Consider the following 14,393-nt stretch of genomic DNA (forward strand, 5'->3'; position numbering starts at 1 on the left):
GGGAAGTACATGAGACGGCGGACGTTCTGGCTCCTGCTCTGCCTGTTTCTGGGCGTCGCCTGCTTCAGCGGATATCAGGTGCTCCGGACCCTGGGGGAGTACCGGGCGGGGGAGACCGCCTATTCCGAGCTGGAGCAGTTCGTGACGCTGCCGTCCGCCCCGGATGAAACTGCGCCGGCGGAGATCGAGGAGACGCCGGCGGAGCCGGCCTGGCCGGAGGTGGACTTCGCGGAGCTGGCGGCGGTGAATCCGGACGTCGCGGCCTGGCTCTACGGCCCGGACACCGGCATCTCCTATCCGGTGGTCCAGGGAGAGGACAATGACTATTATCTGGATCATCTCTTTGACGGCACCGCCAACGGCGCCGGCTGCCTCTTTGTGGATGCGGCATGCCAGCCGGATCTCTCCGGCCGCAATACGGTGATCTACGGCCACCGGATGAAAAACGGCACCATGTTCGCAGCGCTTGGCAACTACCGGGAGCAGGCGTATTACGACGCGCACCCGTCGTTCCTGCTGCTGACACCGGAGCGGCGGTATGTGGTGGAGTGGTTCTCCGGCTATGTGGCGGATACGGAGGAGAGCGCCTGGACGCTGGACTTTTCCGGCGAAGAGAGCTACCTGGCCTGGCTGGAGGAGGTGCGGGGGAAATCCGACTTTTCCTGCGGGGTGTCTCCCACAGAGGAGGACCGGGTGGTGACCCTCTCCACCTGCAGCTATGAATTTGAAAATGCCCGCTTTGTGCTCCACGGGATCTTGCGGGAAATCCGGTGAAATTCCTGCCTCAAAAAATTTTTTGAAAAAAGTAAAATTTAGTGTTGACATTTCCACTTCGGCTTGCTATACTAATCACTGTTCCGAGCGCCGAACGCGCCTGAGACAAACGGTTCGGGGGTATAGCTCAGCTGGGAGAGCGCATGACTGGCAGTCATGAGGTCAGCGGTTCGATCCCGCTTATCTCCACCAAAGATCCGCTTTGCAGAAATGCAGAGCGGATTTTTTTCGTTTTCGGCGGACAGAAATGTTGCCAGCGCGGCATACCCGTGTGGAGGATGGGGCTTCGCCGCCCACTGCATGTAGAGACCGGGAGGCTCTTGACAAACCGGCCGCCTGTGTAGGATATTAAAATTAAAACCAAAGGGGCAGCGGCCAATGGCGCTGCGCATGAAGGAGGTCATTGGGATGGTACTGAGAAAGAGACTTCGGAAGCTGGTGGAGGCGGAGGAGATCCTGATCCTGCCCGGCGCCTATGACGCGCTCAGTGCGAAGCTGGTCCAGGCGGCAGGGTTCCAGGCGGTCTATCTCACCGGCTATGGCCAGTCTGCCAGCAAGCTGGGGGAGCCGGATGTGGGCTTGATGTGTATGAGCGAGATGGCCGAGCGGACCCGGGACATCGCCATGGCGGTGGACATTCCGGTGGCCTGCGATGCGGACACCGGCTTCGGCGGTCCCGTGAATGTGATCCGGACCGTCCGGGAGTATGAACGGGCCGGCGCCGCAGCAATCCAGCTGGAGGATCAGACCATGCCGAAAAAATGCGGCCACATGCTGGGCCGGCAGGTGGTGCCTGCAGAGGAGATGGCGGAGAAGATCCGCGCGGCAGCGGCAGCCAGAGGGGACCCGGACTTCCTGATCATCGCCCGGACGGACGCCCGCACGGAGCACGGGATCGACGAGGCCATCCGCCGGGGGAGGCTCTACGAGGAAGCGGGGGCGGATATCATCTTCATCGAATCCCTGGAAACGGTGGATGAGATGAAGCGTGTCAACCGGGAGATCCGAAAACCCACCATCGCCAACATGGTGGAAGGGGGCCGCACGCCGTTCCTCCCCGCCCGGGAGCTGCAGGAGATCGGCTACAGCGCGGTGATCTTCCCCATCACGACGCTGTACGCCGCCGCGAAGGCGGTCTATGATGTGCTGGCGGATCTGAGAGAAAACGGCACCAGCGCCGGCTCTTCTGACCGGATGCTGTGCTTCCGGGAATTCAACGAGCTGATCGGCCTTCCCGCTGTGCGGAAGATCGAAAGCGGCGACCTCAGCGCCGTCCGGCGGGATCTGCTCTGAGCGGAGCGGACACCCGGGAGGCTGTCCCCAAACGTACGGCGCCCGCAAGAGGGCGCGGTACCGATCAAAAGGAGCGTATCTGATGAGCCTTTCCTGTATTCAGGACGCCGATCTGGAGCAGACCGGCTTCCACTACACCATGTCCCTGATCCAGGGGAAGTACAAGATGTTCATTCTCTACACGCTGATGGACTTCGGCGTGGTCCGGTTCAATGAGATGAAGCGGTACATCCGGGGCATCTCCTTCAAGACCCTCAGCGCCACCCTGAAGGAGCTGGAGGCCGACGGCCTGGTCCATCGGGAGGAATACCCCCAGATCCCGCCGAAGGTGGAGTACAGCCTGACGGAGCGGGGCCGGTCCCTGATCCCCATCCTGGACCAGATGTGCACATGGGGCGAGGAACACCGCCGGCCCTGACGCCAGCGGAACGGTAAAGAACGCGGGCACCTTCTTCAGAGAGTGCCCGCGTTTTCCGCATCAGAAGAAGCTGCGAAAGACATAGACGGTCTGCACCGTCTCATTCCCAGCCTGGTCTGCCGCATAGAAGGTGTAGAGCCCGCTGCGGGCCACCCGGAACGCGGCGGTCCCTTCACTGTCCAAGGAGAATCGGGTGCCGGCTCCGCTTCGGAACTGCTCTGCGGACACCAGGCCGGAGGCATAGGCCGTGGCATCCAGATCGCCGTCGTCTGTGACCTGTACGACCAGATACGTCTCGCCGCTCTGGCTGGCGGATGTGATCTGGATCACCGGTGTGCTGGCGGGAGGCGCTGCGGTGCTGTTGTCCCAGCCCTGGCCGGAGAGCGTGCTGAGATCATAGGTCATGGCGGCGCCCAGGTCCAGCATCCCTCCGGTGGCGGTCAGACCCCGGAGCGTGTCCAGCGGCTGGACGGAGGACAGCAGGATCTCCTTCACATCGGCCAGGGTGATGTCCGGATAGTAGGAGTAGACCATGGCGGCCGCCGCCGTCACCATAGGCGCGGCCATGGAGGTGCCGGTCATGTAGCTGTACCCGTCCTCCGGCGTGGTGCTGAGGATATAGGAGCCGGGAGCCGCCAGGTCCACGGAAGCTGCACCGTAATTGGAGCTGTAGTGCAGGGTGCCGTCATAGTTCAGGTTGGCCACGGAGATGATGTTGTCCAGGCCGTATGCGGCAGGATAGGAGGGGGAGGCATCGGAATCCGCTCCGTCATTGCCGGCCGCCACCACAAACAGCATGGAGGAATCCGCCATGGTCTGGTACAGAGCCCGGTCGCTGACAGAGCTCCCCAGGCTCAGATTGCAGATGGAGGCGCCGTTGGCCTCGGCGTACTGGATGGCCTGGACGATGGAGGCGGTGGAGCCGCTGCCGTCAGTGCCGCCCAGCACCTTCAGCACCATGATCTTCACGTGCCCGCTCTGGACGATGCCGGCGATGCCCACCCCGTTGTCCGCCTGGGCGGCGATGGTGCCGGCGCTGTGGGTGCCGTGGCTGTCATCGTCGCTGTCCACATAGATCTGGTTGTTCCCGTCGTAGAAGTTCCAGCCGTTCACGTCGTCCACATAGCCGTTGTTGTCATCGTCGATGCCGTTGCCGGGGATCTCGTCCTCGTTGACCCAGAAAGCGCCGGCGAGATCCTCGTGGGAGGTGTCCACACCGGTGTCAATCAGGGCGACCACCACGTCCCGGCTGCCGCCGTCATAGACGGACCAGGCGTCTTCCGCATTGATGTCGATCCCGGCCTTTGCAGTCACCTGGGCGTCAGAGGCCGCTGAAGCGGCGGACCACCCCCAGAAGAGCCCTGGCAGCCCGCCGGGGATCCCCCAGTACTGCGGCGGCGTCCACTGGCCGGGACCTGCCGGATCTGCAAAGGGATCCTCATAGACAGGGTATTCATTCTGCTGTTCCTCCATCTGGAACGTGCCGTCGTTGGACAGCGCCCACTGCTCGCCGCTCAGCGCGTCGTCAGTGGAGAGCACCGTGCTGCGGTAGGTGTAATTGGGCTGGACCAGGACCACTCCCTCGTCTGAGGACAGAGCCTTCAGACCGTCAGACAGGTCGGCACCGCTCTCATAGGAGAGAATGTCGAAGGTCCCGTCGTCGTACTGGACCAGAACCTCCCCCTGGAGATATGCGGAGAGCCCGCTGTCTGACGCCGGAAGATCCGCCCCCATGGCCTGTGCGCCCTCTGCCGCTCCGGCGGAGCCGCAGAGGGACAGCCCCATCGTACAGGCCAGCAGCAGTGCTGAAAATCGTCTCATGGCAGATCCTCCCATACAATTGCTTCGGCCTCCGCCGCAGGAGCGTGCGGCGGAGCGCCCCGATGCTGCGATTCTACAGCGGAAAGCCTAAAAGAACCTGAAAAGAGGGACGGGGACCCGGCAGGCCCCGCCGCTTCAGGGGCAAGCGTCCGCCCGCCGATCCGGGGGCTTGCAATGGGGGCCGGGGATCCCGTATAATCGGATCATCAGGATCACCAGCCGCCCGCGGGGCGGAAGAGAGGGGGAGCGGGAGACTTGTACATCATCATATCTCCGGCGAAAAGAATGCGGGAGGATCAGGACAGCCTGCCCTGGCGGGATCTGCCCCGGTTCCTGCCCAGAACGGAGCAGCTCCTGGCGGCCCTGCGTGGGATGTCTCCGGCGGAGCTGAAGGCGCTCTGGAAGTGCAATGACCGGATCGCCGCCTTAAATGTGCAACGCCTGCGGGAGATGGACCTGCGGCAGCGGCTGACGCCGGCTGTCCTGGCCTACGAAGGGCTGCAGTATCGGTATATGGCGCCGCAGGTATTCACGGACCGGGAGTTTGCCTATATCCAGGAACATCTGCGGATCCTCTCCGGCTTTTACGGGATCCTGCGGCCCTTTGACGGGGTGACGCCCTACCGGCTGGAGATGCAGGCCAGACTGGCGGCCGGTCCCTTCCGGGACCTCTATGAATTCTGGGGCGGAGACCTTGCGGAGGATCTGTCCCAGGGAACCGACTGCATTCTGGATCTTGCCTCCAAAGAGTACAGCATGTGTATCTCCCGCCATCTGCGGCCGGGGATCCGGCTCCTCACCTGCGTGTTTGGGGAGGAACAGGGGAACCGGGTCGTGGAAAAGGGGACACTCTGCAAAATGGCCCGGGGAGAGATGGTCCGCTTTCTGGCGGAGAATGGGATCCGGGATCCGAAGGAGATCCGGGATTTTGACAGGCTGGGCTACCGCTTTTCGCCGGAGCGGTCTGACGATGGGACCTGCGTGTTCCTTCGGCGGGGATGACGCGGAGGGGGGCAACGGGGAAGCCAGGCTTCTGCACGCATCCGGGACCTGTCGGATCTTGACAGAAACGGAAGGATCTGCTAGGATCAAAGTACCCGCTGGACAGCGGGCGGAGTACAAGAAGCACCTGGACAGGTTCTGGAAATACGGTTTTATCCCTCGCTTTGTATTTTCACGGATCGACCTGGGTCGGTCCGTGTTTTGTTTCCGGAACGCTCCACACAGAAAAGGAGACTGCACATGGAACAGAAACACGAAAGCGTCATCATCAAGTTCGACTTCCCCGGAGAGCAGACGGTGGGGGAGATCACCAAGGTCGTGGGTCTGGTGGCGGCCAAATACATGGTGCCCATCATCGACGCCCTGGATCTGGAGGCAAATCCCCGGTCTTCCAAGACCGGATCGGTGACCTCGGATATCCAGGAATCCATTGAGACGGACCCCATGATCTTTCCCTTCAAGACGAAAGGGATCCTGCTTGCCGCCTCTCAATATGAGCGCCTGGAGCGGAACCGCTATAAGATCACCCCGGAGAACCGCTCCATCGAGGGGATCCTGGACGGCGGCCACAACACCCTGGCGATCGGCCTGTACATTCTGCAACGAGCGATGGAGGCCCGGGGGCTGGCGTTTCCCCGGGGGCAGAAGACCTGGGATGAGTTCAAGACCCTGTGGCGGCAGAACACAGACAGCGTCCACGCCTATCTTGAGGCGCTGAAAAAGGAGGCGAATGACCGCACGCTGGATTTTTACATCCCGGCAGAGCTTCTCGTGCCCAGGGACCCGGAGGATCTTGCCTGCGTGGAGGCGTTTCGGAGAGAACTGCTGGAGATCTGCGCCGCCAGAAACAACAACGTCCAGCTGCCGGTCTCCGACAAGGCCAACCAGATGGGCTACTTTGAGGATCTGAAGGAGCTTTTGGACGCCAGGAACCCGGCTGTGAGCGACCGGGTCGCCTGGAAGACCAATGACGGCGGCGACATCAAGGCCCAGGACATTGTGGCTCTGGCCTGGATCCCGCTGAATCTGATCACCCCCGTGCGGGACGGCAACGGCAGGACTCTGGAGCCGGTGCTGGCACAGAACATCTATCGCAACAAGGGCGGCTGCCTGAAGCAGTTTGAAAAGCTGATGAGCTCTCCGGAGGTCACATCCGAGAGCGGTGAGGGCTACAAGCACCAGCTGAAAAACAGCGAGGTGAAATCCGCCTTCCAGATCGCCGCTGAGCTTCCGGAGCTGTACGACTACATCTATGAGATGTTTCCGGCCCTCTACAACGCCGCCGGGGGCCTGTATGGCCGGATCACCGCGGTGAAGACGCTGAACGAAAAGCGGAGGGACCTCCGCACCCCCTTCGGCGGCAAGGTGATCGAGACCGTGAGCCCGGATGGGTATATCATGCCGCTGGTGTATGGGCTCCAGGCCCTGATGGAAAACCGGATCGTCCGGGGGCGGCATGAGATCTGCTGGAACCGCCCGCCGATGGAGTTCCTGCACAGAAACCTGGGGAAGATCGTCCAATCCTATGCAGGCATCTTCAGCATGTGCGATTACGACCCGCAGAAGATCGGGAAAAACCCACAGAGCTATGTACAGGCCCTCTCCGGCTTTAAGATGGCCATGGCGGGGATCCTCTGAGCCCCGCCCGGCGCGGGGTGCCCGGACAAAAACGCCCCTCGGAAGCGTTCCGAGGGGCGTTCGTGCGTATATTTGCGGCCAAACGGCCGGAGTATATCGGCTGCCAACGGGCGCCGGCGGCCTTACAGGGGCCTTCTGCCGGATCTGCCGCCATCCTCCCGGCAGATCTCGATCCGCAGGTGGGATTTTGCCTTGACCGCCTCCCACTGGGCAGAGACCGGCTCGTCGGTGATGATCAGATCCACCAGGTCCAGGCTGCCGAACAGCACGTTGGCGCTGGGGCCGAATTTCGTGTGGTCCATCAGCAGGATCCGCTCCTGGGCGTGGGTCAGCATCGCCTCCCGGATCTTGGACTCCTCCAGCTGGTTGTCGGACAGGCCCTGCTCCGGCGTGATCTTGGGGCAGCTGATGAAGGCCTTGTCCGCATGATAGCCGGACAGGATATCCGTGGTGTGATAACCGGTGAAGGAGGAGGTCCGGCGGCGGAAGGTGCCGCCCAGGCAAACCAGGTTCACACTGGAGAGCTGTTCGCTGCACAGATCACAGATCAGCAGGGAGTTTGAGATCACCGTCACATTGTACTTGGATTCCACCAGCAGCCGGGCCAGCTCCAGGCAGGTGGTGCTGGAGTCCAGCATCAGCACATCGTTGTCCCGGATATACTGCATGGCCTGCTTTGCCATACGGACCTTGATGTCCTGATAGTAGACCTTGCGGAGTTTCGTGGGGTAGCTTTTGTCGTATTTTTCCATCAGATAGGCGCCGCCGTGGGTCCGGGTCAGCCGGCCGCTGGCCTCCAGCTCCCGCAGGTCCCGCCGGATGGTCTCTTCGCTGCAGTGCAGCATCTCGCTGAGGGCGGGGATCAGGACGCTCCCGTTTTTTGCCAGCTCCTGCTGGATGATGGTCTGCCGGTCGATCTTCAGCATGGATGTGCCTCGCCTCCGTCCGTTTTTGGTACTGCCCTCAGTATAGATTACTTTTTTGGGCTGCGCAACAGATTTTTGAGTTGCTGCCACAAATAACAACAGTTTTCTGTGAATTATGTGAAAATAACAAGTATAAATCTAAGTAAACCTTTATAAATTATATAATTTGACTAATATAATGTTGAGATTTGTTTTAATTTGTGATAATATTTGGTTAAGTTCTGATGGAGAAGGAGGCCGCACACGTGACAGAGGGGTCTGCCGGCGGAACGGTCCGGCGGATCGAGAATAAGAAGGGAGTTTATTATGGGAAATAAAAAAGGCAGCTTTGTCGGATTATTGCCACTGATCATCTTCGTCATCCTGTACATCATTTCCACCATCCTGACCGGTAATGCCAGCACGATGCCGCTGAATACCGGTATCCTGATCGCCATCATCTGCGCGTTCGTCTTCTGCGCCATGCGGAAGAAGGATGAGAACACCATGAGCTTTGATGACCTGGTCACCAGCTTCTGCAAGGGCGGCGGAGATGACACGCTGATCCTGATGTTCTTCATCTTCCTGGAAGCCGGCATCTTCTCCGGCGTGGCCAATGCCATGGGCGCGGTGTCCTCCGCTTCCAATCTGGGCCTGAAGCTGCTGCCTGCCAGCATGGTCCTGCCCGGCATCTTCATCATCGGCTGCGTCCTGTCCTTTGCCATGGGTACCTCCATGGGCACGGTCTCCGCCCTGATGCCCATCGGCATCCAGATCGCCAACGTCACCGGCATGTCCATGCCCATGGTCTGCGGCGCCGTTGTGGGCGGTGCCATGTTCGGCGACAACCTGTCCTTCATCTCCGACACCACCATCGCCGCCACCCGCACCCAGGGCGTGGCCATGAAGGACAAGTTCAAGGCCAACTTCCTGATGGTCCTTCCAGCTGTGATCATCAATATCGTCCTGCTGTTCTTCAACTCCTCCTCCACGGCGCTGGATGAGAGCGCGCTGACCTGGGACTTCATCCAGCTGATCCCCTACATCCTGGTCATCGTGCTGTCCCTGATCGGCATCAACGTGATCCTGGCCATGGGTGCCGGCATCGCGGCCGGCCTGATCATCGGCATCGCCCAGGGCAGCTTCTCCCTGGCGGAGTCTCTGACCGTGGTGGGCAACGGCATCATCAGCATGGAGGATACCGCAGTCATCGCCGTCATGGTGGGCGGCCTGGTGGCCCTGATGCACTACCTGGGCGGCATCCAGTGGCTGCTGAACTCTCTGTCCAGAAGCGTGAAGAGCCGCAGCGGCGCCGAGCTGTCCATCGCAGCTCTGGTCACTCTGCTGGATCTGGCTACTACCAACAACACCATCTCCATCATCACCGCCGGCCCCATTGCCAAGGACATCTCCCAGAAGTACGGCGTGTCCCCGGTCCGTGCGGCCAGCATCCTGGACCTGTTCTCCTCCGCGGGCAACGGCGTGTGCCCCTGGGCCGGCCAGATCCTGGCGGCCTCCGGTCTGGCTGGTGTGTCCACCCTGTCCATCGTGCCGTTCTGCTGGTACAGCATCATGATGTTCATCTTCGGCGTGATCTTCATTCTGATCGGCTGGCCCAAGGGCATTGTGAAAAACACCGAGCAGGCTCCGGCTGCAAAATGATTGACACCGGCTTCGCCGTGACTACAATTTGAAATTGAGCGGGGGAGATCCCCCGCATGGGGTCAAAAAGGATAGGAGACTCGGCTCCTGTCCTTTTTGGCCTGAAATGAGAAGGGAGTCCATTGATCCATGTCTGCATTCAGCGAATTTTTTCTTATGAAGCCGGACGACGTCAAGCGCTACGCTGTGGAGGTCCTGCACCGGTTTGACCCGGATGAGGAGACCGACTGCACAGAGATCGGCGACGGCAACATCAACTACGTCTTTCAGGTCCGCTCCCGGCGGGACGGCCGCTCCGTCATCGTCAAGCAGGCGGACAAGCTGCTGCGTTCCTCCGGGCGGCCGCTGGACATCTACCGGAACAAGATCGAGGCCCAGACCCTGCAGCTGGAGTCCCGGCTGGCGCCGGACTACATCCCGGAGGTCTACCACTACGACGAGACCATGGCGGCCCTGTCCATGGAGGACATCTCCGCCTACAAGAACCTCCGCAAGGAGCTGCTGGCGGGCCGGGTCTACGGCCACCTGGCGGAGAACATCTCCACCTTCCTGGCCCAGTCCCTGCTGCCCACCACGGACCTGGTGCTGGACCGCCAGGAGAAGAAGCGCCGGGTGCAGTTCTTCACCAATCCGGAGCTGTGCGACATCACGGAGGACCTGGTGCTGACAGAGCCCTACTGGAACTACAAGGACCGCAACATCATCACCGCCGGCAACGAGGACTTCGTCAGGACCTTCCTCTATGAGGACGAGGCCCTCCACGCCGAGGTGGGCAAGCTCCGCAACGCCTTTATGAACGACGCCCAGGCGCTGCTCCACGGCGATCTCCACTCCGGCTCCATCTTTGCCAACGAGCAGGGCGTGAAGATCATCGACCCGGAGTTTGCATTCTACGGCCCCATGGGATATGATATTGGCAACGTCATCGGGAACCTGTTCTTCTCCTGGGCCAACCGCCGCTTCGCCGCCCCGGAGGAGGCGGCCACCGCCCAGGCGCTGGAGGATACCATCCGCAGCCTGTGCGACCTGACGGCCCGGAAGCTTGCCGCCAAGTACGACGAGCTGGTCACCTTCCCCCTGTACCGGACGGAGGGGTTCCGCCGCAGCTATCTGGACGGCGTCATGGCCGACTCCTACGGCTACGCCGGCACGGAGATCATCCGCCGGGTGGTGGGCGACTCCAAGGTCATGGAGGTCACCTCTGTCACAGATCCGGCCGTCCGGATCCCCATGGAGCGGGCCCTCATCAAGATGGGCATCTTCCTGATCAAGGAGCGGGAGAGCGGCCTGGACGGCGACACCGTCACCAGGGCCTTCCGCATGATTCTGGCATAAAGGAGGCAGCGACATTATGGAACGTATGGACCAAGACATGCCGTTCCTGCTGCAGTACGAGCATGTGGCGTGGTTTGAAGACGGCAGAGTCCGCATCCTGGACCGCCGGGTCTATCCCACAGAAGTCCGGTTCGTGGAGTGCACGGACTACCATGAGGTGGTCCAGGCCATCGCGGACATGGTGACCCAGAGCGCGGGACCCTATACCGCCGTGGGCATGGGCATGGCCCTGGCCGCCTGGCAGGCCCGGGACAAGGGCGCCCAGGAGCAGGAGGCGTTTTTGCAGCAGGCGGCCTATGACCTGGCCCACGCACGGCCCACCACCGCCAACCGGTACGGCCAGATCACCTACCGCTGCGCCGACGTGGCGAAGGAGGCCCTGGCCGCCGGCCGGGACCCGGTGGAGGCCATCGTGGCGTCCACGGTGGAGTCCCTGAACCGCCGGTACAGCACCATGCAGGTGGTGGGGGACTACCTGGCGGATCTGATCCCCAACGGCGGCTCCATCCTGACACAGTGCTTCGGCGAGACCATCATCGGCACGGTGATCCGGGCCGCCAAGCGGCAGAACAAGACCTTCCGGGCCTACTGCGCGGAGACGCGGCCCTATCTGCAGGGCGCCCGGCTCACGTCCAGCTGCTTTGCCCAGATGGGCATCGAGACCACGGTCCTGACGGACAACATGATCGCCTACGCCATGGAGCGGGAGGGCATCGACCTCTTCACCTCGGCGGCGGACTCCATCGCCTGGGACGGCCATATCGCCAATAAGATCGGCACCTTCCAGATCGCCATCCTGGCCAAGTATTTCGGCGTGCCCTACTACGTCACCGGCATCCCGGACCGGGAGAAGCGGACGAAGGACGACATCGTCATCGAGATGCGGGATCCCGCCCAGGTGCTCTCTTACCGGGGCATCCCCAATACGGTGCCGGAGGTGAAGGCCATCTACCCGTCCTTCGACGTGGTGCCGCCCCACCTGATCTCCGGTGTGGTGACCGACAAGGGCGTGTACGTGCCCTACCTGCTGGGGAAGTATTTTGATTCCGAAGTCAAACAGTTCTATTGAGTGCAAGGAGTGACTGCGATATGAAAGCCTATGTGCGTGCGCCCTATTCCGAGGACTGCCTGCAGGAGCTGCGGCAGATGTTCGACGAGGTGGTCTACGAGCCCTGGACCGCCACCGGCGAGCGGTACTACGAGGACGAGATGCTGGAAAACCTGCGGCGGGTGCAGCCGGACGTGCTGATCACCGAGCTGGACCGGGTGACGGAGAAGGTCCTCAGCGGCTATGACGGACTGCGGGTCATCGGCGACTGCCGGGGGACCCCGGCGAATCTGGATGTGGAGGCCTGCACCCGCCACGGCGTGCCCATCCTCTGCACCCCCGGCCGCAACACCCAGGCGGTGGCCGAGATGGTGGTGGGGCTGATCCTCACCGTCATGCGGAAGACCATTCCCGCCACCCAGTGGGTGAAGGACGGCAAGTGGGTCACCGGAACCACGCCCTACTATCTGTGGATGGGCAACGAGCTCCAGGGCAAGAAGGTGGGCTTTGTGGGCTTCGGCGCCATCAGCCACGCCGTGGCCAAGATCCTGGACGGCTTTGACTGCCAGATCTCCTTCTACGATCCCTTCCTCCCCGGCGACCAGGGCCACTACCATAAGGCCTCTCTGGAGGACGTGTTCTCCCAGAGCGACATCGTGACGCTGCACCTGCCGGTGACGGACTCCACCCGGGGCATGATCACGGAGCCGCTGCTGCGGTCCATGAAGCCCACGGCGCTGTTCGTCAACGCCGCCCGGTCCGCCATCGTGGACTACGACGCCCTGGAGCGGGTGCTGCGGGATGAGGCCATCGCCGGCGCCATCATCGACGTGCTGGACACGGAGCCCCCGGAGGAAAAGGACCTGGCCCTGCTGAAGTGCCCCAACGTGCTGCTGACGCCCCACATCTGCGGCGCCACCTATGAGGTGACGGACCACCAGTCCCGGATCCTGAACGACCGGCTGCACAAGTGGCTGGCGGGGGAGGACCTGGAGCACACGGTCTACAACCGGGACGTTCTGAAAGCGTGAGCCCATGCGCCATGTACTCTTGGTAGACCTGGGCACGGGCAACACCCGGGTGGCCCTGGCGGACTCCGCCGGCACCATTTCGGACATGCGCACCTATACAAATTCGTATTACCGGGACGATGCCTATGAGGACGCCCAGTACTTCCTGCCGGCGGAGTGGGAGGAGCGGATCCTCCGGGGATGCCGGGAGTTGTGTGAGGCCCATCCGGAGATCCGGGTGAGTGCCGTCTCGTCCGCCGGCGCCCGGCAGAGCTTCGTGCTGCTGGACCGGGAGGGCAAGGCCTTTTACGGCCTGCCCAACATCGATAACCGGGGCCGGTCCTTCATGGACCAGGTCCCGGACCCGGAGGAGGTCTACCGCCTCTCCGGCAAGTGGTGCACAGAGGACTTCGGCGCCGCCAAGCTGCTGGGCCTGCGCCAGCGCCGCCCGGAGCTGTATGAGAAGATCAGCCAGGTCACCAGCATCAGCGAGTGGATCGGTCAGATCTTCACGGGCCGGACGGTGATGGAGCCCTCCCAGGCCTGTGAGTCCCAGCTCTACGACATCCGGGAGCGGCGCTGGTCCGACAAACTCTGCCGGGCCTACGGCGTGGATCCTGCCATCCTGCCGCCCCTGGAGAACGCCGGGGCCGTGCTGGGACCGGTGCTCCCCAAATGGAGAGAGGCCCTGCACATGGCGGAGGACGCCGTCTTCATCGTGGGCGGGGCAGACACCCAGATCGCTCTGCGGCAGACGGAAATCCGGCCGGGGGACATCGCGGTGGTCTCCGGCACCACCTCGCCGGTGGTGACCCTGATGAAAGAGGCCTTCTATGATCCCCGGCAGCGGGTCTGGACGGATGCCAACCTCCGGGGCGAAGGGTACCAGGTGGAGATGAACCCCGGCGTCACCGGCCTGAACTACCAGCGGGTCCGGGAGAACCTTTACGGCGACTGGACCTACGAGGAGCTGGAGGCCGCCTATGAACAGAAGACGGATTTTGCCTGCACGGCGTCGTTTTCCTCGCTGCTGTTCTACCAGCGGCGCTCCCTGCGGAAGGGCGGATTTTTCCTGCCGTCCCCGCTGGGGGCTGGCGTGGACCGGGTGGATCTGATCTGGGCCGTGCTGGCGGACATCGCCTGCTCCATTTACGAGCAGTTTCAGAATCTCTCCGACTTGACGGAAAATCGCGCCCCTGCTATTCTGGGATGTGGGGGAGGCTTTCAGTCCAGGGCGCTCTGTCAGATGCTGGCGGACCTCTCCGGAAGGGAGCTGGTGCTGCGGCCGGGCTTTGAGCAGGCCACGGTCCAGGGGCTGATCCAGCTGTGCGATGAGACGATGGGGGAGCCCTCTCTTCACGCGGATGGGACTGCCATCCGCTATACCCCCAGAAAAGAACAGCTGATCCACCGGTATTACCCGGTGTGGCTGGAAAACCGGAACCATGCCAACGGCGTCTGCTGACGGCATTCTTCATAAGTGAACA

General features: G+C 62.2%; 12 protein-coding genes and 1 tRNA gene. 11 read left to right on the top strand and 2 right to left on the bottom strand.

What is annotated here, in order from left to right; genetic code table 11:
* Positions 1-9: 9 nt before the first annotated feature.
* From srtB to H9X91_RS04335, 4 genes are all read left to right on the top strand, one after another.
* Positions 10-774 (top strand): class B sortase, encoded by a 765-nt coding sequence (gene srtB / locus H9X91_RS04320; RefSeq protein ID WP_204802883.1) that lies wholly within the window; start codon positions 10-12, stop codon positions 772-774.
* Positions 775-890: 116 nt separating this feature from the next.
* Positions 891-966, top strand: a tRNA-Ala gene (locus H9X91_RS04325).
* Positions 967-1,182: 216 nt separating this feature from the next.
* The gene (locus H9X91_RS04330) at positions 1,183-2,067 is read left to right on the top strand and encodes an isocitrate lyase/PEP mutase family protein (RefSeq protein ID WP_204802885.1); all 885 of its coding nucleotides are present in this window, start codon (positions 1,183-1,185) and stop codon (positions 2,065-2,067) included.
* Positions 2,068-2,149: 82 nt separating this feature from the next.
* Complete coding sequence (locus tag H9X91_RS04335; protein ID WP_204802887.1) at positions 2,150-2,485, top strand: winged helix-turn-helix transcriptional regulator; 336 nt, start codon at positions 2,150-2,152, stop codon at positions 2,483-2,485.
* A 60-nt stretch (positions 2,486-2,545) separates the two neighbouring features.
* On the opposite strand, the gene H9X91_RS04340 is transcribed toward H9X91_RS04335, so the two are convergent.
* Complete coding sequence (locus H9X91_RS04340) at positions 2,546-4,306, bottom strand: S8 family peptidase (RefSeq protein WP_243414417.1); 1,761 nt, start codon at positions 4,304-4,306, stop codon at positions 2,546-2,548.
* Between the two features lie 255 nt (positions 4,307-4,561).
* Here H9X91_RS04340 and yaaA point away from each other — a divergent pair, with 255 nt between their 5' ends.
* Together yaaA and H9X91_RS04350 are read left to right on the top strand one after the other, a co-directional pair.
* Positions 4,562-5,308: a peroxide stress protein YaaA gene (gene yaaA / locus H9X91_RS04345; RefSeq protein WP_204802889.1), complete on the top strand. Its 747-nt coding sequence runs from the start codon at positions 4,562-4,564 to the stop codon at positions 5,306-5,308.
* A 240-nt stretch (positions 5,309-5,548) separates the two neighbouring features.
* Positions 5,549-6,946: a hypothetical protein gene (locus H9X91_RS04350; RefSeq protein WP_204802891.1), complete on the top strand. Its 1,398-nt coding sequence runs from the start codon at positions 5,549-5,551 to the stop codon at positions 6,944-6,946.
* A gap of 122 nt (positions 6,947-7,068) precedes the next feature.
* On the opposite strand, the gene H9X91_RS04355 is transcribed toward H9X91_RS04350, so the two are convergent.
* On the bottom strand, positions 7,069-7,872 hold the full coding sequence (locus H9X91_RS04355) for a DeoR/GlpR family DNA-binding transcription regulator (protein WP_204802893.1): 804 nt from the start codon (positions 7,870-7,872) through the stop codon (positions 7,069-7,071).
* Between the two features lie 306 nt (positions 7,873-8,178).
* On the opposite strand from H9X91_RS04355, the gene H9X91_RS04360 reads away from it, so the two are divergent.
* From H9X91_RS04360 to H9X91_RS04380, 5 genes are all read left to right on the top strand, one after another.
* Entirely contained in the window at positions 8,179-9,513 is a 1,335-nt protein-coding gene (locus H9X91_RS04360) for a Na+/H+ antiporter NhaC family protein (RefSeq protein ID WP_207752455.1), read from the top strand.
* A 129-nt stretch (positions 9,514-9,642) separates the two neighbouring features.
* Entirely contained in the window at positions 9,643-10,848 is a 1,206-nt protein-coding gene (mtnK, locus tag H9X91_RS04365) for an S-methyl-5-thioribose kinase (RefSeq protein ID WP_204802895.1), read from the top strand.
* Between the two features lie 16 nt (positions 10,849-10,864).
* A complete protein-coding gene (locus H9X91_RS04370; protein ID WP_204802897.1) occupies positions 10,865-11,917 on the top strand; it encodes an S-methyl-5-thioribose-1-phosphate isomerase in 1,053 nt (350 codons plus the stop codon).
* Between the two features lie 20 nt (positions 11,918-11,937).
* Positions 11,938-12,927, top strand: a complete 990-nt coding sequence (locus H9X91_RS04375; protein WP_204802899.1) for a 2-hydroxyacid dehydrogenase — start codon at positions 11,938-11,940, stop codon at positions 12,925-12,927.
* A gap of 4 nt (positions 12,928-12,931) precedes the next feature.
* Positions 12,932-14,371 (top strand): FGGY-family carbohydrate kinase, encoded by a 1,440-nt coding sequence (locus H9X91_RS04380; RefSeq protein ID WP_204802901.1) that lies wholly within the window; start codon positions 12,932-12,934, stop codon positions 14,369-14,371.
* The last annotated feature ends 22 nt before the right edge of the window (positions 14,372-14,393 follow it).

This window comes from Oscillibacter valericigenes (genome assembly GCF_016902445.1).
Taxonomy (GTDB): domain Bacteria; phylum Bacillota; class Clostridia; order Oscillospirales; family Oscillospiraceae; genus Oscillibacter; species Oscillibacter avistercoris.

Bases quoted from the DNA above. Each gene is read 5' to 3' on its own strand.
- srtB (WP_204802883.1), top strand. From the start codon at position 10: ATGAGACGGCGGACGTTCTGGCTCCTGCTCTGCCTGTTTCTGGGCGTC.
- H9X91_RS04330 (WP_204802885.1), top strand. From the start codon at position 1,183: ATGGTACTGAGAAAGAGACTTCGGAAGCTGGTGGAGGCGGAGGAGATC.
- H9X91_RS04335 (WP_204802887.1), top strand. From the start codon at position 2,150: ATGAGCCTTTCCTGTATTCAGGACGCCGATCTGGAGCAGACCGGCTTC.
- H9X91_RS04340 (WP_243414417.1), bottom strand. From the start codon at position 4,306: ATGAGACGATTTTCAGCACTGCTGCTGGCCTGTACGATGGGGCTGTCC.
- H9X91_RS04350 (WP_204802891.1), top strand. From the start codon at position 5,549: ATGGAACAGAAACACGAAAGCGTCATCATCAAGTTCGACTTCCCCGGA.
- H9X91_RS04355 (WP_204802893.1), bottom strand. From the start codon at position 7,872: ATGCTGAAGATCGACCGGCAGACCATCATCCAGCAGGAGCTGGCAAAA.
- H9X91_RS04360 (WP_207752455.1), top strand. From the start codon at position 8,179: ATGGGAAATAAAAAAGGCAGCTTTGTCGGATTATTGCCACTGATCATC.
- mtnK (WP_204802895.1), top strand. From the start codon at position 9,643: ATGTCTGCATTCAGCGAATTTTTTCTTATGAAGCCGGACGACGTCAAG.
- H9X91_RS04370 (WP_204802897.1), top strand. From the start codon at position 10,865: ATGGAACGTATGGACCAAGACATGCCGTTCCTGCTGCAGTACGAGCAT.
- H9X91_RS04375 (WP_204802899.1), top strand. From the start codon at position 11,938: ATGAAAGCCTATGTGCGTGCGCCCTATTCCGAGGACTGCCTGCAGGAG.
- H9X91_RS04380 (WP_204802901.1), top strand. From the start codon at position 12,932: ATGCGCCATGTACTCTTGGTAGACCTGGGCACGGGCAACACCCGGGTG.